This is a genomic window from Kitasatospora sp. NPDC101155 (assembly GCF_044768305.1).
In the GTDB taxonomy this organism is placed as follows: domain Bacteria; phylum Actinomycetota; class Actinomycetes; order Streptomycetales; family Streptomycetaceae; genus Kitasatospora.
The window spans coordinates 207,821-227,875 of the sequence record NZ_JBIWPN010000014.1 but is presented as its reverse complement, the minus strand read 5'-3'; the positions used below and the strand labels follow the sequence as shown (position 1 = coordinate 227,875).

The following is a 20,055-nucleotide window of genomic DNA, read 5'->3' as shown; positions in this document are numbered from 1 at the left end:
AATCGGTGGGACCGGGATGGACACCAGGTCTCGCAAGCGAACAAGTCTACTGCGGACCGTTCTACTCGGGCCGGATGGGCGTTCGCGGGCAACGAGGTCGGCCCCTGGCTACCTTCGGGCAAGTCCCGCATCCGCGCCGCTTTCACACTACGGATACAAGCGGCATATCCACATTGCTGGACCGCCCCTCTGCCTGTCCTCGGCTCGTTCGTCGTTCGTGCCCGTCCGTCCGGCGGGTTGGGGCCGGTAGGCCCAAGACCGTTCCGGCGGACCCGCCGCACCCTGGAGGTGTTCCCGAGTCGAGGAGGGTGGTTGTCGTGTCGAATCTGGGCGTCGCAATCGTCCGGCAGTACGAGCGCGGGGTGGTGTTCCGGCTGGGCCGGCTGCGCGGGGTTCGCCGTCCTGGCATCCGGTTCATGATCCCGCTGGCCGACCGGATGTGGAAGGTCACCCTGCGGACGGTGACCATGCCGATCCCGTCCCAGCAGGTGATCACCCGGGACAACGTGTCCATCGGGGTCGCGGCAGTGGCCTACTTCCGCCGGGTGGACCCGGTGAAGTCGATCGTGGAGATCGAGGACGTGTCCAGCGCGATCGGCCAGATCGCCCAGACCACCGTCCGCAACGTGGTCGGCCGCTCTCTGCTCGACCAGGTGCTCACCGACACCGAGACCCTCAACGAGCGGATCAAGGAGATCCTGGACGGCCTCACCCAGCAGTGGGGGATCCTCGTCCTGCTGGTGGAGCTGAAGGACATCGAGCTCCCGACCACCATGCAGCGGGCGATGGCCCGGCAGGCGGAGGCCGAACGCGAGAAGCGCGCCAAGATCATCGCCGCCGAGGGCGAGGCCCTCAGCGCCGACCGCCTCGCCGAGGCCGCCGACGTCATCGCCGACCACCCGATCGCCCTCCAGCTGCGCAACCTGCAGATCCTGGCCGAGATCGCCGCCGAGAAGAATTCCACCATCGTCTTCCCCGCCCAGTTCCTCGAAAGCGCAAGGGCCCTGACGCGGTTCGTCGACCAGGAGCGCCGATCCACCGCAGCCGCCCCGACCCCGCCGGCCGTACCGGCCGTGACGACGGTTCCGGCCGACGACCGGAGGCCGGAACCGGACTGGCCCCTCCCACAGGACGACGCCCTCACCGACCCCTTGAAAGGACAGGCCTGGACATGAGCACGAACACAATGCGCCAGAACCTCCGGACCAAGCAGTGGACCCTGCGCCTGGACCTCTTCGAGGAGGGCGACGTCACCAAGGTGCACGCCGTCCTCGACACCGGCGACAACCGGCTGGAGAGCCGCACCGACGCCCACCGCAACCCGCACGATCCGCCCGCACCGGAGATCGGCGACGAGTACGCCGCCGGACGCGCCCTGATCGATCTCGGCAACCAGCTGCTCCACGCCGGCAGGACCGACGCCGCCGCGAACGAACCACCGCTGCACGGCTGATCGGCCCGTAGACAACGGTTTGCCCGCTCGCCGCAGCGGCGCCCGATCTCGCGGAGGGAATCGTGTTCATGAAGTACACAGACGGAAAGGCTGCCGAGCCCCGGTCGGCCCACCCCGGAGACATCGGCCGACGCGTGACCCGGCGCAGGCAACTGCTCGGCCTGAGCCGCCAGGACGTGGCCGACCGGGCCGGCATGGCCCCGGGGTACGTGGAGTACGTCGAGTCTGCGGCCGAAGCCGTCGACACCGTCACCCTCACCCGGCTGGCCGCAGCACTCGGCACATCCGCCCAGGAACTGCTGGGCGGCAGACAGGATGTACCGCCCGGCCGGGCCTCCTCGACGGCGCATCCCGTCCTGGAGGAACTTCCGGAAGAGGAGTGCTGGGCAAGGCTCGCACCCGGCGGGATCGGCCGGGTGGCCCTGTCGACCGACAGCGGTCCTGTTGTGCTTCCGGTCAACTACCGGATCCACGACGGCACAGTGGTCTACCGGACCGGCGTCGGGAGCACCCCCGCGAGCGCTGCCGGGAACCGGGTCGCCTTCGAAGTGGACCATATCGACGAGGCGCTGCGCGGCGGTTGGAGCGTTCTGGTCTCGGGCACGGCGGTCCGTGTCGACGATCAGGCGGCGATTGAGCAGCTGATGCGCGAGGGCGACCCGGACCCGTGGGCCGGGGGTGAACGCCATGTGTGGATCGGGATCGCGCCCTCCGCCGTGACCGGCCGGATCATTGGTCTTCCCTCAGCGGCGCCGCCCGTAGGCGGGCCCGAAGATCCAGGAGCGCGAGAGAGATGAAGGCCGCAGTCGGAGACCGCATCGTCATCGAGGGCACCCGCCCGGGGACGACGCGCCGCGAGGGCGAGATCGTCGCGCTGCACCACGCCGACGGCAGCCCGCCCTACGACGTGCGCTGGTCGGACACCGGGCACCTCGCCGTGTTCATCCCCGGCCCGGACGCGCACGTCCGTCACTACCCGCCATCCGGGAGCGAGGAGGAACCCGCACCGAACACCCCGACCTACCACCTCTTCGCGAACTGACCCAGACCCAACACGCCTGCCACCGCCCTGCGCAGCACGAGCGCCCGAGGCAATGCAGAACGGACAGCCCGGGAGGGATCTCAGCGGCGCCCGTCGACGGGCGCCTGCCACTGCGAAGCCTCCCGGGAACGGCAACTCGTGGGAACGTCGGCCGTCGGCAGAGTTCGCCGTCGTTCCCGCACGCTCCGGTTCCTCAGCCTCCGCGTCGGAATCGGCGGCCGACTACGGCCGGCGTGAGAACGACGACAGTCGGCCGACCTCGTCGCCCCCCGGACTTCGAGTAGTTGGCTTGCGGCGACTGTGTCGTACTCCTGGCCGCCGGATGGGGCGTCCTCGTCCAGGTAGGCGATCAGGGGATTGACAGGATACACGTCAAGCGCAGCCTCGCGAACCTCGCCAGCGTGGTCCTCGACCGACTCGAAGCCCTCGTCCGCAACCGTCTGAAGCGACTGCAGTACCGCGCTGACATCCTCGACGGCTTCCTCGCCGGCACCGGACTCTCCCTCGACCTCCCGCCACCATCACCGTGAGGCGCCGATGTCAGTGACTCTGGCCGGCCTCGCGCAGCAACTCGTGAAAACCTGCCGTGGTCTGCTCGCGGAAGCCGATGAAGAACTTGTTGGCCAAGGGGACGGCCCACCTGCTGCCCCGGCCGGCCACGTTGAAGACCCGATGCGTGACCCGGGTTCGCCCGGCATCCTCGGTGACCTCGTACTCTCCGCGATACCACCAGCCGCCCTGATAGGCGAACCGACCGTGCTCCCGGTCGATCTCGACCCGCGCCGGATCCAACCCCACAACTCCGCTGAACCTGCGTGCAATGAGGTCCAGCACACGGTCGGCCGAAGCGTCCACAGTGTCGGTGAGCACGATCATCAGCTTCCTCGTCATGGCGCCAGTTTGCCAAGACCGCGTGTCCAGGTCTGGCGCCACTGACTGAATCTGACCACACGTCAGCGAAACGACTGCTCTCACCCCAAACGGCCCATGTCAGTAGTGGTCGGCTCCGGAAGTCCTTCGGGGGGTGACCGGGGTGGCGTACCACCAGGCCAGGGCCGGATGGACCGGGCGAATCGAAGGAGGGCCGCCTGGACAGTTGATCTACGCGCAGATAATCTATGGGCACAGTAACTGCGCAACGGGAGGTCACCCCATGTGGACGTACGAGCACAGCGTCGAGACCGACGCCGCACCCGAGGCGATCTGGCGCCTGTGGGCCGACGTTGAGAACTGGGGGGTTTGGAACGCCGATATCGCGAGCATCCAGATCAGCGGCCCGTTCGCGGCAGGCGCTGAGATCGTGATGGCCCCGGCCGGGCAGGATCCGGTTCACCTGCTCATCGCCGAGGCCACCGCCGGCGAACTGTTCGTGGATGAGGCCCGGATCGACGGACTTGTCCTGCGCACCATCCACCGGCTCGACCAGGGCGAGCGACTCCGCACACGGGTCACGTACCGGATGGAGATCACCGGCACCGACCCCAGCCAACTTGGCCCGCAGATCGGTCCAGCCGTCACCGCGGACTGGCCCGAGACCATGGCCGCCCTGGTCAAGCTCGCACACGGCTGATGACGCTCAGCCCCGGCGACAGCCCCGGATTCCTCCTCTGGCATGCCACGCTGCGCTGGCAGCGCGACATCGCCGCAGCCCTGGGGCCCCTCGACCTCACCCACGTCCAGTTCGTCCTGCTCGCCTGCACCTGGTGGCTCAACACCCACGGCCAGCAGCCCAACCAGCTGACCCTGGCCCGCCAAGCCGGCACCGACGTCAAGATGACCTCGCAGGTCCTGCGCGCCCTGGAAGCCAAGGGATTGATCACGCGTGAGGTCGATCCCGACGACACCCGCGCCAAACGACTGCGTGCCACCAAAGCTGGCGCCGAACTGGCACCACGCGCGATCGCCGCCGTCGAGAGCGTCGACGCACACTTCTTCCAGCCGGTGGCCCGAGGCGACGCGCTGTCCCTGCTGCGCCTCCTGGCCCGTCTCGAAACCTAAAAACTGCCAACGCGGTCGCCGTTGTACTGGATCGCCACCTTGCCCTTGCTGGTCCGGCACGGCGAGCTTGCGGGGCTGCGCAGGTGGACATCGGGCAGTCGTGCGCTTCCATGCGCTTGAAGTCGCCGCTCGCGGCCTCGGACTGTCTCGCCGGACCAACTGGTGCTGACACGCGGGTACTTGGTGCCGCCGGTCTGCCCCAGAGCCCGATCATCTTCGCGTGGCGCGCCTGGTCGGGGAAGCCCTGGGCCAGCAGGGACAGCGCACCCGGGGTCACCGCGGAGGCGCCGACGCCTTGAATCATCCAACCGATCACCAGAGTTGTGCTGTCGGGCGCTGCGGCGCACAGCACCGAACCGGCGGTGAAGATGGGAAGTCCGGTCAGGAAAACCCGTTTGTGTCCGAACCGGTCCCCGAGGACACCGCCGGTGAGCATGAACGCGGACAGGCACAGGACGTAGCCGTCTACCACCCACTGGATGTCGGTGCTTCCGGCGTGCAGGTCGGTCTGGACGGCTGGGAGAGCCACATTGACCACGCTGCAGGGCCATGAAGGTCCCCAGGACGGCGGCTGTCATCAGGCCGATAGGACTGCGTTGCGCGGACACGCGTAGCTCCTGATTCGACGGCTGCCGGCATGCGGCGGCTACTGGCCTGGCAGCTGGGGTGGGCTGGGGGTACCGCACCACCGTTCCACCTCAACATTGAGGTCAAGGACTCTCCGCGGCTGCTTGAGCGGGCCGCGGTTCCGCCGTAGGCGGCCGGCCGCGCGCATGCGGCGCGCATGGCCGGTGCGGGCCCGTCGTTCCGGCGGACTGCTCGGAATTGCTCTCGGTTCAAACGGAGTTGAGGTCAAATGGGATCACGAAGAGCGGTCTCATGCCCATTGGCGCGGTGGCGTGCCTGTTCGGTCTGCCCGTGTCCACTCTCCACTACTGGGAGCGCCGGGAGGTGCTCCGTCCCGCGGCTCGCGTCGCGGGGCGGCGTTACTACGGCCCCGACGAGCTGTACCGCATCTCGCTCATCATGGCCTGGCAGGACACCGGGCTGATGAGCTCGACGAGATCACCGTGATGCTGGCAGGCCGAAGTGCTGCCGGAGACTGGCGGGATGTGGTCAGCAGTCGGATCGCTTTGATCGCCGAGCAGGGACAGCGACTGGCCATTGCCCAGGAGCATCTGACGCACATGCTGAACTGCCCGCGTGACAACCCGGCCGCGGATTGCCCCGAGCTTCGGGCTGAGGTACGCGAACGTCATGGTGTTGGCTACCCGGACGGCGATGCGGAATCCGGCAAGCACCCGGGCGGGCAAGGCGCATCGTCCGCTTAGCATCGGTCTGTCGAGCGGGTGGTCGTCACTGCGGGCATGCCGCGGTCCGGCGGAGCGTGTGCGCGAAGGCGGCCCCGCAGCAGCGGGGCGCGGTCAGCTTCGGGCCAGGGGATGGGCTGACAGCAGGTCGGCGGGGTGCGCGGCCGGGCCGCCGAGCGTGAGGATGTGGTCCGCGTGGTCGGCCACCAGCGGCAGGTCGTGGCTGACGAGGACGACGGCGAGGCCCCGGCTGGTCCGCAGGTCGCCGAGCACCGACAGGACACCGTGCGCGGTGTCGGTGTCGAGTGCGGAGGTGACCTCGTCGCACAGCAGGATGTCGGGTTCGGCGGCGAGGGCGCGGGCGACCGAGACGCGCTGGCGCTGGCCGCCCGAGAGCTCGTGCGGATAGCGTTCGGCGTGGTCGGCCGGGAGGCCCACGGCGGCGAGCAGTTCGGCGATGCGTTCGTCGCACCGGTCGGTCGGCAGGGCGAAGTGCAGCTCCAGCGGCCGGGCGAGGGTCGTGCGGACGGTGTGGGCGGGGTTGAGGGCGCCGAGCGGGTTCTGCGGGACGAGCTGGATGCGGCGGCGCTGGTCGCGGGTGCGCCGCCGGTAGGTGCCGGCGAGTGACTGCCCGTCGAGCGTGATGGTGCCGTCGCCGGCTGGGTGGAGCCCGGCGAGCGTACGGACCAACGTGGTCTTGCCGCAGCCTGAGGGGCCGGTGATCCCGGTCAGGGTGCCGGGGTGGAGGTCGAGGTCGAGCCCAGCGAGGACCTGGCGGCGGGGCCTGCCCGTTCCGACGTGGGCGCTGAGACGCCGTACGGCCAGCACCGGGTCGGGCGTGGCGGCGGCGGTGATCGGGGCCCTACGGGGAGCGGGCAGTGCGACAGTCGGTGCGGCGGCCGGGCGCAGCGCGAGGGTGTCGTCGGCGCAGCGGGTGACGAACTCGTGGTCGTGGCTGGTGAGGGCGATGGCGATGCCGTCGCGGGTGGCGAGCTCGCGCAGCAGGTCGGCGATCTCGTCGCGCAGTTCGGGGTCGAGGCCGGCGGTGGGCTCGTCGAGGAGCAGGACGTGCGGGCGCCGGGCGAGGGCGCGGGCGAGGGCCACCCGGCGCTGCTGGCCGCCGGAGAGTTCGGCGGTGCGGCGGCGTTCGAGGCCTTCGTCCACCGGGAGACGGACGAGGCGGAGCAGGTCCAGGACGACGGCGCGGTCGTGGTCTGCGGCGGTCTCGGCGATCAGGCGCTCGACGCGCATGCGCGGGTTGAGGCCGGAGCCCGGGTCCTGGCCGACGAAGGCGAGCCGGTGGCTGCGCAGGTGGCGCAGCCGGTTGGGCGGGAGGGCGAGCACGTCGTGGCCGAGCACCTCGACCGTGCCGGAACTCACCGCCGCACCGGGTGGGAGTGCGCCGACGAGCGAGCGCAGCAGGGTGGTTTTGCCTGCGCCGGAGGGGCCGGTGATCGCCTGGATCCGGCCGGGGGAGAGGCTGAGGGTGGCGTCGTTCAGCAGCGGCGTGCCACCAAGGCTGATGGACAATCCGCTGACGCGCGCGGCGGGGGCGGTGGTGCTCACAGCGGGGTCTCCGGGTTGGGCCGGGCGGGGGCGAGGGCCTCGGCCGCGAGGTTGACGCTGATGGCGAGCAGGCCGATGGCGAGGCAGGGGGCGCCGACGGCCCAGGGGTTGAGGGTTATGCCGGCGGCGTTCTCGCGGATCATCAACGCCCAGTCGGCCTCGGGTGGTTGGGGCCCGAGCTGGAGGAAGGCGGCGACGGAGACGATGTAGACGCCCTCGACGAAGCGCAGGCCGAACAGGGCGAGGATGGTCGAGCGCAGGTTGGGCAGAACCTCGCGCACGGTCAGGTGCCACAGGCTCTCGCCGCCGGCGGCCGCGGCTTCGACGTAGCCGGTGGTGGCGATGGGTGCGGCTGCGGCGGCGACGATCCGTATCGCGTACGGGATACCGAGGAGGGTGGCGGCGGCTGCCACGGCGAGGCGGCCGCCGCCGGGCCAGGCCAGGGCGATGAGCATGATGGCGAGGACGGACGGCAGCAGGATCGTCAGGTCGGCGGCGCGTTCGATCCACCGGCCGAGGGCGGGGCGCAGTGCGGCGAGGATGCCGAGCCCGGTGGCGGCGGTGGTGACGACGAGGGCGATGGCCAGGGCGGTGGCGATCAGTGGTGCGCCGCCGGTCAGGAGGCGGCTGAGGACGTCGCGGCCGAGCTGGTCCCCGCCGAGGGGTGCGTCGCCGCCCGCTTCCGCGTACGGGAAGGTGACTGGGGCGTCGATCGGGTGTGGGGCGAGGCACGGGCCGGCGAGGGCGAGGACGACGAGGAGTAGGGCGGGGAGGGCGCGCGTGAGCACTCGTCGTCGCCGCCGAAGGGGGGTCGGGGTGGGGGTGGTCATCGGTGCTCCTCTCCGAGGGCGGTGGCGCGGATGAGGTCGGCCAGCAGCAGGAGCAGGCTGATGGCGGCGCCGGCTGCGGCCACGACTCCCGCGACCAGTGGGGTGTCGCGGTCGGTGATCGCGCCGGCGAGGACGGCGCCGATGCCGGGGTAGTTGAAGAGGGTCTCGACGACGACGGTGCCGCCCAGCAGCATTCCGGCGGAGGTGGCGATGCCGACGGCGATGGTGGGCAGGGCGCCGGGGAGCATGTGGTGGCTGAGGATGCGTCGGCGGGGCAGGCCGTCGAGGACGGCGGCCTGGACGTGCGGCAGGGCGGCCTGGTCGGCGAGCGCGCCGCGCACGATGCGGGTGTTCCAGCCGATCTGGGGGATCGCCAGGGAGAGCAGCGGCAGGACGATCATGTCCCAGGACTCGGGTGCGCCGTCCGGCCCGGTGAGGGTGACGGCGGGCAGCCAGCCGGTCCACTGGGACAGCAGCAGGAGCAGGGCGACGGAGACGACGAGCTCCGGCAGGGCGAACGCGGCGGTGGAGAGCGCGTCGATGGCCCGGTCGACGCGCCCGCCCGGGCGCAGCGTGGCCCAACTGCCGAGCAGCAGAGCGCCGATGGTGCTCAGGGCGAGGGCGAGGGTGCCGAGCAGGAGGGTGTTGGGGAAGGGGCCGGCGAGGACGTCGGTGACGTGCTGTCCGCGCGCGGTGGTGCCGAGGTCGCCGGTGGGCAGGCCGGTCATCCAGTCCCAGAAGCGCTCCGGTAGCGGCCGGTCGAGCCCCAGGGCGGTGCGTCGGGCGGCGAGGTCGGCAGCGCTGACGCCCCGGTCGGAGGTCGCGCCGGCGGCGTCGCCCGGCAGCAGTTCGATGGCGGCGAAGACGGCGGCGAGCGGGACGACGAGCATGACCAGGCGTCGGACGGCCTGCCGGGCGACCCGGCCCGCACCGGGGAGGATGCGGGCCGGGAGGCTTCGGGACGCTCGCGCATCCGCGGGGTGAAGGGTGGTCAACGTGCGAGCCAGGTCTTTTCGAGCTGGACGCGGCCGTAGCCGGGGAGCTTGGGCAGGTCGCGCACGGCGGCACCGGCGAGGTCGATGCCGTCGGCCATGCCCCACAGCAGGTAGCCGGACTTGGCGAACTCGATCTCCTGGAGCTGGTGGAGCAGCTTGTCGCGCTCGGCGGCGTCGGCCGTGCCCATGGCCTTGCGGTAGGTGTCGTCGAAGGTCGGCTCGTTCCAGCCGGTCTCGTTCTGGCCGGCGTCCGAGAGCATCACCTTGGAGGCGTAGAAGACGACCGAGTCGTTGGTGCCCCAATAGGTGGTGTAGAGCGTGCCCTTGAGCCAGGTGGCGTCCCAGAACACCTTGGAGTCCTGCTTCACCACGTTGATCTTCACCCCGGCCTCGCGGACCTGGGTGGCGAACAGGGTCGCGGACTCGGCGAGGCCCGCGATGTCCTCGGTGGTGACCAGGTCGTAGGTCTTTCCGGTGTCGAAGCCAGCGTCGGCGAGCAGCTGCTTGGCCTTGGCGAGGTCGCGCGTCCTCTGTGGGATGTCCTTGGCGAAGGCCGGGTCGCCGGTGCCGAGGATGTCGTTGCCGACGCTGCCGTAGCCGGAGAGGACCTGCTTGACCATGGCATCGCGGTCAACGGCCAGCTTGAGGGCTTCGCGCACCCGCGGGTCGGCGAACGGGCCGTCAGCGGTGCGCATCACGATGGGCATCGCCATGTCGTTGGGGCGGCGGACGATCTGAACGTCCTTGCGGGACTCGGCGGTGCGGGCGGCGACGGCGCCGACGTTGGACGCGACGTCGATCTGCCCGGCGAGCAGGGCGTTGGCCATGGCTTGGGGGCTCTCGAACAGCCGCACCTCGATGGCGTCGAGGAGGACCTTGCCGCCGTACCAGTTGTCGTTGCGGACCAGGCGGGCGTTGCCGTCGCGGTACCAGTCGAGCTTGAAGGGGCCGGTACCGGGGGCGCCGGCGATCGCGTCGTCCTTGGTGTCCTTCTTGAGGACGAAGGTGGTCATGCGGGTGAGCAGCGGCAGGTCGGCGTTGGGGTAGTCGGAGACCAGGGCGACGGTCCTGGCGTCCTCGGCCTTGATGCCCTCGGGCTGGATGCCCGGCAGGCGGCTCTTGCCGGCCGGGGTGTTGCGCAGGCGCTTCAGCGACCAGACGACGTCGTCGGCGGTGACGGGGGAGCCGTCGTGGAATGTGGCACCCTCCGCGAGGGTGAAGCGCCAGGTCTTCAGGTCGTCCGAGGGCTTCCAGGAGGCGGCCAGACGGGGGGCGGTGTTGGGCTTGTCGCCTGGTACCGCGAGCGTCCTACACCGGGTCGTTCGTTGCCCCCACCATCCGCGTGAAGCCCGGGTCGACCGTCACCGTCCACCTGGTCAACCACCTGCCGGTTGCCACCAACCTGCACTTCCACGGCCTGCACGTCTCACCCGAGGGGCAGTCCGACGACCCGTTCCTGTGTGTGGCGCCGGGTCGGTCCACCACGTACGAGCTGGCGATCCCCGCCGACCACCCGCAGGGCACCTTCTGGTACCACAGCCACGCCATGGGCACCACGTGCCCCGCGCCGGGCTCCCAGAGCATGCCGGGCATGGCCGCCATGCCGGGTGACGTGGAGAACCAGATCTTCGCCGGTCTGTCCGGCGCCCTCATCGTCGGCGACGACCGCACCCTGCTGCCGAAGCCGCTGCGGCACATCGAGGCGCACACCCTCGTCCTCAAGGACCTCCAACTCGACCCCACCGGGCACATCCCGCAGAACACCGACACCACCTCGATCAACTCCAACAACCCGACCGTGCGCCTGGTCAACGGCCGACTGCGGCCGGTGCTGTCGATGAAGCCGAACGAGACCCAGCTGTGGCGCCTCGCCAACGCCGGGGCCGACATCTTCTACCAACTCCACCTCGACGGCTACCACTTCACCGTCATCGGCGAGGACGGCACCCCCGTCGCCCAGGTCACCACCCCCGACACCCTGCTGCTGCCCCCGGGCAAGCGCTACGACGTCCTCGTCACCGCCGGCGCCCACCCCGCCCAGACGGTGCTGCGCACCACCGCCTACAGCAACGGCCCGCAGGGTGACTCCTACCCCGACACGGAGCTCGCGACGGTCAAGGTCGCCGGCCACCCCGTGCACCGGCTTCCGGACGTCACCGGAACCATCCCCACGGCCCCCGCCGACCTTTCCGCTGTGCCCGTCGCCCAGCAGCGCACCCTGGACCTGTCCGAGAGCGCCGACGGCAACACCTTCTACATCAACGGCAAGCAGTTCGCGATGGACAGCTCCGTCTTCGACACCCCGGCCAAGGTCGGCACCGTCGAGGAGTGGACCATCGTCAACCACTCCGGCGAGGACCACCCCTTCCACCTGCACACCAACGCCTTCCAGGTGGTGTCCGTCAACGGCGTGGCCCAGCCCTACACTCACCGCCAGGACACCATCCCCGTCCCGCACGCCGTCGACGGCGTACCGGGCCAGGTCGTGATCCGAGTCGCCTTCGCCGACTACCCGGGCAAGTGGATGTTCCACTGCCACATCGCGGCCCACGAGGACAACGGCATGATGAGCTACATCGACGTCGTCCACTGACGAAATGTCACCGCGAGTGGCCGGCCCAGGCGGTGCATTGCGGGACGCCGCGCATCGCCTGGGCCGGCTGCTTGGACTATTCGGGCTGCTCGATCTGCCGGGCCAGGCAGAGTGCCTCACCGGGCCAGGCGCGGCGCGGGCCTGATGCAGCCTGCCGAATGAAGACAGTCGACAGTTGATGTCACCCGTTCGCGCCGCACCGATCGCCAAAGAACGTGCGTTCAGAACGTGCGTTCGGATTCGATGACATCGAGCTCCGAGGGGCACACCAGCCGTGCCGGCCTATGACAGAGGAAGGATTCTCCATGCCTTCCAACAGGGGTGACCATGTGCGTTTCGCGCCCCGGCCCGATCTAGAGGAGAGAACCGCGGAGGGCACCATCGTCGATGTCACACAGGATCGCAAGGGGCGAACCCACTATGAGGTTCAAAGCGACGCGGATCCTTCCGGGCCCGACTTCTTCTTCGGGGAAGACGACCTGGAGAAGGCATGACGGTCGTCCGAGCGCAGGCACCGAGCCTCCCCGCCGGAAGGCAGCCTGAGCACCGTCGACTCCCAGGCGATGGCCGCTGGGCCGAGCGGCCGTGACGGCCCAACGGCCGTCCGATCGGATCGGTTGCCTCAGGCGACGCTCGACCGGGCCAGCAGCGCACTCCAAGGTCGGAACGCGCCGCTGGCCTTCGCATGCCACGCGCCCGTGAAGGAGCTGACACACCCCCCTCGATCGCCGGAGATCAACGCCGAAGGTTAAGAGCGACCGAGGATAGGCGTCATTTCAGGCGTCGTGTGGTGGGTCGTGTGTCCCAGGGGTAGTGGGTGCGGGCTTCCCGGATGAGTGCGCGGACGGTGACGAACGCGGCGGCGAGGTAGAGGTAGAAGTCGGCGACCAGGCCGTCGCGTTCGAAGCAGCGGCGGACCTACCGGCCCAGCAGCGGCGCGCTCCGGCCGCGCCGTCGAAGCCCGACGCGGTGGAGTTCGGCGGCGGGCCGTGGCTCACGCTTGGTCGGCGATCGCCGCGAGCCAGAGGTGGAGTTCGATGTTGCCGCCGGGGTAGTTTTCGAAGACTTGGAGCACCAACGTCGACTCTCCCGCTCGCCAGTAGGCGGCCTTGCCGGAATCCGAGCAACGCAGCTCATCTGTGTTCTCAACGGCCTCGCCGTAATGCGCCGAGATGAGTTTGACGAGTTCCTCGAAATCGTCGGAGAAAGTGTCTGTCCGGCGGAATCCCACCGTTATGTTGTCGCCGCCCCATTCCGCCTCGTCGACGAAGTCGTCGGCCAGGACGAGCAACGCCCCGCGGCGGACCTGCTCCCGCTCGTCGTCGTCGAGACCGTCGAGGTCGTAGGGGCTGGACCGGTCCTCGTCGGCGAGCAGCGGCAGGAACGAGTGGGGCTCGGCGGAGGTCAGCGACCGCGTCAGCTCAAGGATGCGACGCCTTCCCGTGAGAAGGTCGTCGAGTATGTGCTCCGGATCGGCGTTCGGTTCGGACATGGGGCAGAGAATATCCGGCCGTGTTAATCAACCGCTGCCCTGTCGTTCCCGGCGTCGCCTTTGTCGGCGGGCAGGTCGAGGGTGCCCCCGGGGTCGAGCACCCGACTGGCCACGCCGAGTTTGTCGCACGCGGTGGTGAACGCCCCTGACGGGTCGTCGATCTGCTCGTACACCCCGACGGCGTGGAGAGTGTCGTAGTGGATCGGCACCGCGATCCGGGCGCCCAGCAGGTGGGCTGCCGCAGCCGCCTGTGCGGGGTCGAGGTCGACGGGGAACGGGCTCGCGGGGTGCAGGTGCGGGAAAGTGCACATGGCTCCGTTGACCGGCAGGAAGGCCGCGTCGAACGGGCCCAGGCGCTGGGCGATCTGCCACCAGTGCCCGTGGAAGAGGGTGTCGCCGCAGTGGAGGATCCGGCGACCGCCCGCCTCTACGACCCAGGACACCTGCGGTGCGCCGAGCCCGTCGACCGCGGGAACGGCGGTCGCGGTGAACGGCCCTGTGCTGACGCTCTGCCAGGGCTCCACGATCATCGCGGGCAGCTTGTGCTCGGCCAGGCCGGCTTCGGCGGCGGTGGTGTCCAGGGTCTCGCGCGCGGTGCCCTCGGCGGGTGCGGGGCGTAGCAGGGTCCCGTCCGGGGCGAGTGCCGCGGCGAGGGCGGCTGCGTCGGTGTGGTCTTCGTGAAGGTGGGTCACGAGTGCCAGGTCGACCGGTCCTGCCGGCGGCAGGAGTTCGGTGCGGGGTGGGCCGATGATTTGGGCCAGTTGGGGCATCGCGGTGACTGCGTCGATGACGGCGCGTCCTCCGGCTGCCTCGATCTCGATTCCCGCCCAGCCTAGTCGTCGTATCCGCATCCTGTCGCCTCCTGCTCGTTCTGTTGGTCGGTATGCGGCCGCGGGCGGCGGTTGCCGCCGGCGTGTCACGCCGGCGACTTTAGCTTACGATCGTTCGTATGTCGTTAGCGCACGTGCGTTTGCTAAAGTTCGGGCATGCCTCGACGCTCAGCCGCAGAAGCCCGCGACACCCGGGCGAGGATCCTCGACCGCGCCGTGGCGATCGCCGCCCGCGACGGCCTTGAAGGGGTCACCATCGGGCGCCTCGCCGACGACCTGGAGATGAGCAAGGCCGGCGTGTACGGGCACTTCGGCTCCAAGGAGGCACTGCAACTGGCCACCTTCGATGCCGCCGTCGAGCAGTTCCGGCAGCTGGTTCCCGCCAGGGTGCCCCGGACCGCGACGGGCATCGAACGGCTGCGCCACCTGTGCGACGCCTGGATCGACTACCTCGAGCACGGCGGAATCGCCGAGGGCGGCTGCTTTCTCACCGCGGCGGCCACGGAGTTCGACGGCCGTCCCGGCTCGGTCCGCGACGCGGTCGCACAGGCCGCCGGCCGCTGGCTGGCCTACCTCGAACACCTTGCCGCGGCGGCGGTCGAGACGGGGGACCTGCCGCCCGACACCGACCCGGCCCAGATCGCCTTCGAGCTCAACGGCATCGCCATGTCCGCCAACCAGGCCATCCAACTCCAATGCGACGACGCCGCGCCCCAACGCGCCCGCCGCGCCATGCGCCGCGCCGCTGGCGGGCGTTGAGGCCTTTCCAGCCTGGAGTTAGGGGTCGCGGGCCAGCGTGAAGCACGGTTGGAGTGCCCGTGCACGTCGGCGCCATGATCAGCAACGGCAGGGCAGAGAGAAGATGGTTATAGAGCGACAGAGGATAGGTATGAGCCGTGCTTGGAGCGACTCAGTGGTTTGACAGGCAGGCACGGACCTAATGGTTTCGGAGTTCTCTACGCTTCGTAACCGTCGGAGGGTCCGTGCCTGCCGTGCCATCATCTCTGTTCGAGCCGCTGTGGGACCAGTTCTCGGCGTTGTTGCCCAAGCGCCCGGAGTTCGATCCGAATCACCCGCTGGGCTGCCACAAGCGGCGAATACCTGATCGGACCGGGTTCCGGCTGGTCGTCGAGGCCCTGGTCCACGGCTCGGGCTACGAGCGGATCGCGGTCGAGGGCTGCTCGGACTGGACGATCCGTTACCGGGTCAAGACCTGGTCGGCACTGGGTCTGGGCCACGAGCTGCACCGGCTGGCCCTGGCCGCCTACGACCGGATGATCGGACTGGATCTGGACGACCTGTCCGCCGACGGCTGCCACACCAAAGCGCCGGTCAAGGGCGACAAGGCCGGACGCTCCCCGGTGGACCGCGGCAAGCAGGGCCTGAAGCGCTCGACCCTGGTCGAGGCCCGCGGCGTGCCGCTGGGCATCGCCTCCGACGGCGCCAACCGCCACGACTCCAAGCTGCTGGAACCGACCGTCGCCGCGGCCGAACGGCAGCTGGGGGCACTGCCGGCCTCGGCCCGTATCCACCTGGACTCCGCCTACCAAGGCAAGCCGTGCCGGAAGGTCTTGGACGGCCACGCGCTGATCGGACAGATCGCTGCCAAGGGCGTGCCCGCTCCGATCCAGGTCGGCAAGCGGTGGGTCGTCGAACGGTCGCAGTCGTGGATGAACGGCTACGGCAAGATCCGCCGTCGCTTCGAACGCGACGGCCTGGTCGTCGACTTCTACCTCTACCTCGCCGCCGCGTTCGTCACCGTCCGTGCACTCATCCGGGAAGCCCGCACCCACTACCGCTGGGACACACGACCCACCACACAACGCCTGAAATGACGCCTATCCTCGGTCGCTCTAAGTTAAGCTACCTTGTCATGGCAATGCCAACACCCGGGGAATGCGCGTCACCGTTGCCCCGGAGGTCCCTCCCGCCTCCGCGACCTCCACCCCCACCTTGCTGGCCGACGCCTACCGGCGCCTCGCCGTTCTCTGTGAGGCGCTCAACGTGCGTGTGACCAAGGCCGGGGCGGCATCAGGTCACGCTCCCAGCTGCCGGGCGTCAGCCGGATGCGGGCGTGTTGCCCGGCCCGTTCGAAACGCTTCGACCACACTGGGCGGACAACCCGATCGCCGGCTACACAGGAGGGCCCGCCCGTGGACGTCGCGGTGCGCATCGCGCAGCAGCCCGAGGCCGATGCCCTGCTCTCGCGTAGTGCGCTCGCCCTTCTGGTGGGAGCCCTGCTGGACCGGCAGGTGCCCTCGGAGTGGGCTTTCGCCGGGCCGATGACCATCGCACGACGCCTCGGACGCGAGGACCTCGACGTGCACGAGATCGCCGACTGCAGCCCGGAGCACTTCGCCGCGCTGCTGGCGGCCGAACCCGCCGTGCACGACTTCCCAACTGCCATGGCGCGGCTTTCGCCGGGCGGGCGCCTCGGCACGCAGCTGTCGGTATCCGTCCCGCGCACCCCGGCCAATGTCCAGCCCGGGAGAGGCGGCCCGGCGGGATGTCTCTCCCGTCCGCATGGTGGACGGAGAGGCCGTGACGGCGCAGGGGGCCGGTCACCGCACCTTCGGCTTGTGCAGCCGCTGCCACTCATACGGGTCGGTCGACATCGGGCCTGGCCACAGCCGCCAGTGCTCCAGCCGGGCAACCCGGTAGTCCAGCCGGTTGCTCAGCAGGTCGATCGCCTCGCGCATCGTCTCGGCCGCCACCCTGGCCCGTGCCGGCCGCCCGTTCACGTCCATGCTGGCCCGGGCGACCGCCGACCGCCGCACCCCCGGATCCCGCCCCTGCGTCAGCCTTACCCTCACGAACAGCACCGGTTCGTTCGCACGACGCGCCACATCGAGCACCGTGGTGCGCGCGTACTCGACGGTTTCCCCCGACACCTCGCCACGGAGCTCCATCTCGATCTCCGGAACAGCCCCACCAGGAGGACGGTCCCCGCGCTCGCCCCGTCGGTGCCACCTCATGGCGTCCCCGGCCGCTCGACGTTCGTCTTCGTCTCGGGTTCCGCACCGGCGTTGACCGTGGCGTCGTCCAGCGCGCCGAACGCCACAAGCGTGTCCAGCACATCCACATCCGCCCGCGACGTCGCCGCTTCGTCCTGGAGCCGCGGCAACACCGCGCCCAGGCCGTCCACCTCCTGCCCGAGACCGGCCACGGCCGCGCCGATGCCGACCTGCGCCTCGGCCCGGGTGTACTCGGCCGCCAGCGCCACCATCCGCGCGCCGCACGCCTCCGCCGTCGCCTGTGCGTGCTTCAAAGCCGCGGTGAACCCGTCCTCCTGCGCCCGCAGCACCGCCAGCCGCTCCTCCAGCCTGGCCGCTTGGACCCGCACGCCCGCCCGCAGGGCCAGCGCCTCACGGGCCAACTCCTCCTTCCCCTCGGCCAGGGCCTGCCGCGCCTGTTCCTCCAAGCGGTGTGCCGAGTTCGCCAGTTGGCCGATCCTCAGCTCCAGCCGCCTGCGGCCGGTCGCCACCTCCGCCAGCCCGTACATCAGCCGACTCAGCTGCTCCAGCTGGTGGCTGTACGCGTAGTCGAACGCCTCACCGGGATCCGGGGCCCCTCCCGCTGCCTGGCCAGCTCCCGCCCGGAAGACATGGGCTATGCGGCTGACAATCCCGGCCATCGGACATCCGCTCCTCAGCCCGCCGAGGGCGTGCGCCCGGGCCCAGGCCGCACGCCCCCTCTCCATCAACCATGTTGTACGCGGCCAGCCGACAGGGGATCCCGCACCCCGGTCCCGAGGACCGCCGGCTCCGCGGACCGCCGGCTCCGCGCCGACCCGCTCGGGCAGAGCCGGCGACACCCGTGAGACCCGGCCGTGCCGGGACACGGCTGTTCAGCGCACCCCACGGCGCACCGCCGCTGAAGACGGCGGCACGTAATCGGCGGCCCCTCCACGTCAGCGAACACCTCCACCGTCTCTCCCGGAGCAGCACGGCACAACCCGGGCAGCCCGCAACCCGCGCGACGCGTCACCCTCCGAAGTAGGGCGATCACGCCTTCGAGGAGGCCAGGCGGCGGCCGAGCTGCTCCAGGTAGTCGTCGTAGCAGGCCGCGACGTCGTCGAGGTCCACCATCGGCGGCAGGTCGATCACCGGCTGGTGCTCGGCCAGGAACTCTGCCGTCTCCTCCACCAGCCACTGTTCGTCGGTCGGCGTGGCGTGGAGCTGTTCGGCGACGGTCTCGCTGGCCCTGAACCTCGAAACGACCGTCTCCGCACCGGCACGGGCCCGCAACAGGTACTCGTGATCGCCCAGCGGCTCGACCTCGAAGTGCTCCGACATGGCCGCCTCCTCCTCGCCACCGATCAACGCCCGGCCGATCCCGCCACGGCGGGCCGGCCTGCGGCGCTCACGCGCTACGACACCCACGATCCCCTGGCTCGCAGGGGAGCGCGAGACGACAAGTCCTGAGCGATCCGCACCCCTCCGACGGGTGCGGACCGAAGGCCCGACCACCTGCGGACGAGCCATGCGGAGCGGGCCTCGGAGCTCCCTGCCGGCGGCCCGGTCCGCAGGACGGGGGTGCGACTTGGCCTGCCCCGAACCCTGCTCCCGAACACGATGCGAGTGAGGAAGGGCCCCGTGATGTTCGAGATGATCCTCCAGCACGATCCAGCCGCGCCGGAAGTCGTGATGGTGTGGCACGTCGCCCGCCGGGGTGGCAAGGTCGTGGCCCTGCCGCCGGGCAATTCCGGCGTAGGGAGCCCACCTTGCAGGTTCCATCATGGGGAAGGTAAGACAGCCCGGTGCCGGTCTCCCGATGCCCGCGGGTCCGGCACCGGGCCGTTCGCGCCCAGGCTGGGTCGCGCTCGTCCGACCCTTGCGTCGGGTTCACCCGGCGGCGTCGGGGTACCGCAGAACGGCTCCCAAGCCGTCGGGCAGAGGGAGTTCGTCGTGGGGGATGACGATGAGTTCCGCGCCGGTGCCGACGACCGCGCGGATCAGCGCCGCATCGGCCGGTTCCTCCCAGCTGGACTCGACCCCCAGGTTTCTCAACTCCGCGTGGCTGATGGCGATCTGCTTCGGTGCCATGCCGACCCACAGTCGCTGGTGCAGGTCGAACGGGTCGTTGATCAGGACGGCCTCGGCCTGGCCCCGGCGCAGGGCGGCGATCGTGTCCGCGAGCCCCTCGACGGCCCCGCTGCCACGGGCACGGCGGGCCAGGAACCGTTCCACGCAGGCGTGGTCACGGGCGGACAGCTGGCCGCGGAAGAGATAACGGAGCTCCTCCTCCAGCAGCGCGCGCTCTGGTTCGACGTCCGGGCCGCTGCTGTCGATTCCGACGAGTCGCGGGCGCAGGCGCTTGGGCAGTTCACGCGCGATGGTGTTGCGGGCCCGGTGGTCGCCGGACAGCACGATTGCCTCGGCCTCGCCGCGGTCAGCCAGGCCGGCGATCCGGCCGGCGACCTCGACGGCGGTCTGCCGCCATTCGTCGGCGGGGACCTGTCGTCGGGTGCGGTGTTCGGGCGCCACGCGGGCGGTGGGCCAGCGTCCGGCCTCGACGATGGCCTCGACCTCGGATTCCGCCGAGCGGGCACCCGGCGGCTGGGAGGCCCGGTGGACGATGGCGGCCACGTACGGGATGTCCGGGGCGTGTTGGAAGGCGAGCGGCATCGCGTCGGGGACCATGGCGAGCCGGGCCGTGTCGCTGGGCGGTGGGTCGGGCAGTTCCTCGGCGAGGGCAAGGCGCCCATGGGCGACGAAGACCGCCTGGCCGTGCCGGCCGGGCAGGTCGCGGTCGGTGCCGACGACCTGGGCGACCACCCCGGTGGTGGCCGTGTCGGCCCCCTGGGCTGCCAGTTGGGCCTCCAGACGGCGGCGGCGCAGCTCGATCGCGCGGTCGGGGTCGTCGAGGTCCCGCGAGGTGTCGACGTAGGCGCAGGCGTAGGGCCCCTGGCGCGCGTACAGCGGGCCGAGGAAGGTCAGTTTCATG

Annotated in this window: 22 protein-coding genes and 5 pseudogenes; 14 read left to right on the top strand and 13 right to left on the bottom strand. The window is 70.4% G+C overall.

Features of this window, described 5'->3' with window-relative positions; genetic code table 11:
• The first annotated feature begins 317 nt into the window (after nucleotides 1–317).
• The 5 genes and pseudogenes from ACIRYZ_RS23015 to ACIRYZ_RS22995 all read left to right on the top strand — a co-directional run.
• Entirely contained in the window at nucleotides 318–1,175 is an 858-nt protein-coding gene (locus ACIRYZ_RS23015) for a slipin family protein (RefSeq protein WP_402946908.1), read from the top strand.
• Nucleotides 1,172–1,453, top strand: a complete 282-nt coding sequence (locus ACIRYZ_RS23010; protein ID WP_402946906.1) for a dsRBD fold-containing protein — start codon at nucleotides 1,172–1,174, stop codon at nucleotides 1,451–1,453. Before ACIRYZ_RS23015 ends, ACIRYZ_RS23010 begins: the two co-directional genes overlap by 4 nt.
• A gap of 68 nt (nucleotides 1,454–1,521) precedes the next feature.
• Entirely contained in the window at nucleotides 1,522–2,250 is a 729-nt protein-coding gene (locus tag ACIRYZ_RS23005; protein WP_402946904.1) for a helix-turn-helix domain-containing protein, read from the top strand.
• On the top strand, nucleotides 2,247–2,495 hold the full coding sequence (locus tag ACIRYZ_RS23000) for a DUF1918 domain-containing protein (protein ID WP_402946902.1): 249 nt from the start codon (nucleotides 2,247–2,249) through the stop codon (nucleotides 2,493–2,495). The genes ACIRYZ_RS23005 and ACIRYZ_RS23000 overlap by 4 nt, the downstream gene beginning before the upstream one ends.
• 368 nt (nucleotides 2,496–2,863) lie before the next feature.
• A pseudogene (locus ACIRYZ_RS22995) lies at nucleotides 2,864–3,025 on the top strand (IS630 family transposase); the annotation flags it as partial.
• A 10-nt stretch (nucleotides 3,026–3,035) separates the two neighbouring features.
• Here ACIRYZ_RS22995 and ACIRYZ_RS22990 read toward each other — a convergent pair.
• A complete protein-coding gene (locus ACIRYZ_RS22990) occupies nucleotides 3,036–3,386 on the bottom strand; it encodes a hypothetical protein (protein ID WP_402946900.1) in 351 nt (116 codons plus the stop codon).
• 205 nt (nucleotides 3,387–3,591) lie between these two features.
• On the opposite strand from ACIRYZ_RS22990, the gene ACIRYZ_RS22985 reads away from it, so the two are divergent.
• A complete protein-coding gene (locus ACIRYZ_RS22985) occupies nucleotides 3,592–4,065 on the top strand; it encodes a polyketide cyclase (RefSeq protein ID WP_402946898.1) in 474 nt (157 codons plus the stop codon).
• On the top strand, nucleotides 4,065–4,493 hold the full coding sequence (locus ACIRYZ_RS22980; protein WP_402946896.1) for a MarR family winged helix-turn-helix transcriptional regulator: 429 nt from the start codon (nucleotides 4,065–4,067) through the stop codon (nucleotides 4,491–4,493). Before ACIRYZ_RS22985 ends, ACIRYZ_RS22980 begins: the two co-directional genes overlap by 1 nt.
• 256 nt (nucleotides 4,494–4,749) lie before the next feature.
• Here the strand turns inward: ACIRYZ_RS22980 and ACIRYZ_RS22975 are convergent.
• A pseudogene (locus ACIRYZ_RS22975) lies at nucleotides 4,750–5,022 on the bottom strand (MFS transporter); the annotation flags it as partial.
• A gap of 350 nt (nucleotides 5,023–5,372) precedes the next feature.
• On the opposite strand from ACIRYZ_RS22975, the gene ACIRYZ_RS22970 reads away from it, so the two are divergent.
• Both ACIRYZ_RS22970 and ACIRYZ_RS22965 read left to right on the top strand, forming a co-directional pair.
• Nucleotides 5,373–5,567, top strand: a complete 195-nt coding sequence (locus ACIRYZ_RS22970) for a helix-turn-helix domain-containing protein (RefSeq protein WP_402946894.1) — start codon at nucleotides 5,373–5,375, stop codon at nucleotides 5,565–5,567.
• Nucleotides 5,564–5,824 carry a hypothetical protein gene (locus tag ACIRYZ_RS22965; protein WP_402946891.1) on the top strand — a complete coding sequence of 87 codons (261 nt, stop codon included), beginning with the start codon at nucleotides 5,564–5,566 and terminating at the stop codon, nucleotides 5,822–5,824. The genes ACIRYZ_RS22970 and ACIRYZ_RS22965 overlap by 4 nt, the downstream gene beginning before the upstream one ends.
• Before the next feature lie 93 nt (nucleotides 5,825–5,917).
• On the opposite strand, the gene ACIRYZ_RS22960 is transcribed toward ACIRYZ_RS22965, so the two are convergent.
• The 4 genes and pseudogenes from ACIRYZ_RS22960 to ACIRYZ_RS22945 form a co-directional block, all read right to left on the bottom strand.
• Nucleotides 5,918–7,369: an ABC transporter ATP-binding protein gene (locus ACIRYZ_RS22960; RefSeq protein WP_402946889.1), complete on the bottom strand. Its 1,452-nt coding sequence runs from the start codon at nucleotides 7,367–7,369 to the stop codon at nucleotides 5,918–5,920.
• The gene (locus ACIRYZ_RS22955; protein WP_402946887.1) at nucleotides 7,366–8,199 is read right to left on the bottom strand and encodes an ABC transporter permease; all 834 of its coding nucleotides are present in this window, start codon (nucleotides 8,197–8,199) and stop codon (nucleotides 7,366–7,368) included. The genes ACIRYZ_RS22960 and ACIRYZ_RS22955 overlap by 4 nt, the downstream gene beginning before the upstream one ends.
• Nucleotides 8,196–9,194, bottom strand: a complete 999-nt coding sequence (locus ACIRYZ_RS22950; protein ID WP_402946885.1) for an ABC transporter permease — start codon at nucleotides 9,192–9,194, stop codon at nucleotides 8,196–8,198. Before ACIRYZ_RS22950 ends, ACIRYZ_RS22955 begins: the two co-directional genes overlap by 4 nt.
• Nucleotides 9,191–10,501: pseudogene (locus tag ACIRYZ_RS22945) on the bottom strand (ABC transporter substrate-binding protein); the annotation flags it as partial. The pseudogene ACIRYZ_RS22945 and the gene ACIRYZ_RS22950, both read right to left, overlap by 4 nt.
• 35 nt (nucleotides 10,502–10,536) lie before the next feature.
• Between ACIRYZ_RS22945 and ACIRYZ_RS22940 the strand changes: the two are divergent.
• Both ACIRYZ_RS22940 and ACIRYZ_RS22935 read left to right on the top strand, forming a co-directional pair.
• A complete protein-coding gene (locus tag ACIRYZ_RS22940) occupies nucleotides 10,537–11,787 on the top strand; it encodes a multicopper oxidase family protein (RefSeq protein WP_402946883.1) in 1,251 nt (416 codons plus the stop codon).
• A gap of 305 nt (nucleotides 11,788–12,092) precedes the next feature.
• Entirely contained in the window at nucleotides 12,093–12,281 is a 189-nt protein-coding gene (locus ACIRYZ_RS22935; protein ID WP_402946881.1) for a hypothetical protein, read from the top strand.
• Nucleotides 12,282–12,558: 277 nt separating this feature from the next.
• Here ACIRYZ_RS22935 and ACIRYZ_RS22930 read toward each other — a convergent pair.
• From ACIRYZ_RS22930 to ACIRYZ_RS22920, 3 genes and pseudogenes are all read right to left on the bottom strand, one after another.
• Nucleotides 12,559–12,705 (bottom strand): annotated as a pseudogene (locus tag ACIRYZ_RS22930) (IS5/IS1182 family transposase); the annotation flags it as partial.
• A 76-nt stretch (nucleotides 12,706–12,781) separates the two neighbouring features.
• A complete protein-coding gene (locus ACIRYZ_RS22925; RefSeq protein ID WP_402946879.1) occupies nucleotides 12,782–13,279 on the bottom strand; it encodes a hypothetical protein in 498 nt (165 codons plus the stop codon).
• 23 nt (nucleotides 13,280–13,302) lie between these two features.
• A complete protein-coding gene (locus ACIRYZ_RS22920; RefSeq protein ID WP_402946876.1) occupies nucleotides 13,303–14,130 on the bottom strand; it encodes an MBL fold metallo-hydrolase in 828 nt (275 codons plus the stop codon).
• 135 nt (nucleotides 14,131–14,265) lie between these two features.
• Between ACIRYZ_RS22920 and ACIRYZ_RS22915 the strand changes: the two genes are divergently transcribed.
• The 3 genes and pseudogenes from ACIRYZ_RS22915 to ACIRYZ_RS22905 all read left to right on the top strand — a co-directional run.
• Nucleotides 14,266–14,868 carry a TetR family transcriptional regulator C-terminal domain-containing protein gene (locus ACIRYZ_RS22915; protein WP_402946874.1) on the top strand — a complete coding sequence of 201 codons (603 nt, stop codon included), beginning with the start codon at nucleotides 14,266–14,268 and terminating at the stop codon, nucleotides 14,866–14,868.
• A 224-nt stretch (nucleotides 14,869–15,092) separates the two neighbouring features.
• On the top strand, nucleotides 15,093–15,944 hold the full coding sequence (locus ACIRYZ_RS22910) for an IS5 family transposase (RefSeq protein WP_402946871.1): 852 nt from the start codon (nucleotides 15,093–15,095) through the stop codon (nucleotides 15,942–15,944).
• A gap of 318 nt (nucleotides 15,945–16,262) precedes the next feature.
• A pseudogene (locus tag ACIRYZ_RS22905) lies at nucleotides 16,263–16,523 on the top strand (Fe-S cluster assembly protein HesB); the annotation flags it as partial.
• Between the two features lie 147 nt (nucleotides 16,524–16,670).
• Here the strand turns inward: ACIRYZ_RS22905 and ACIRYZ_RS22900 are convergent.
• The 4 genes from ACIRYZ_RS22900 to ACIRYZ_RS22885 all read right to left on the bottom strand — a co-directional run bounded on the left by ACIRYZ_RS22900 (nucleotide 16,671) and on the right by ACIRYZ_RS22885 (nucleotide 20,054).
• A complete protein-coding gene (locus ACIRYZ_RS22900) occupies nucleotides 16,671–17,018 on the bottom strand; it encodes a hypothetical protein (protein ID WP_402946868.1) in 348 nt (115 codons plus the stop codon).
• Between the two features lie 62 nt (nucleotides 17,019–17,080).
• A complete protein-coding gene (locus ACIRYZ_RS22895) occupies nucleotides 17,081–17,743 on the bottom strand; it encodes a PspA/IM30 family protein (RefSeq protein WP_402946865.1) in 663 nt (220 codons plus the stop codon).
• Nucleotides 17,744–18,113: 370 nt separating this feature from the next.
• On the bottom strand, nucleotides 18,114–18,404 hold the full coding sequence (locus ACIRYZ_RS22890; RefSeq protein ID WP_402946862.1) for a hypothetical protein: 291 nt from the start codon (nucleotides 18,402–18,404) through the stop codon (nucleotides 18,114–18,116).
• 549 nt (nucleotides 18,405–18,953) lie between these two features.
• On the bottom strand, nucleotides 18,954–20,054 hold the full coding sequence (locus ACIRYZ_RS22885; protein WP_402946859.1) for a hypothetical protein: 1,101 nt from the start codon (nucleotides 20,052–20,054) through the stop codon (nucleotides 18,954–18,956).
• Nucleotide 20,055 lies beyond the last annotated feature (1 nt).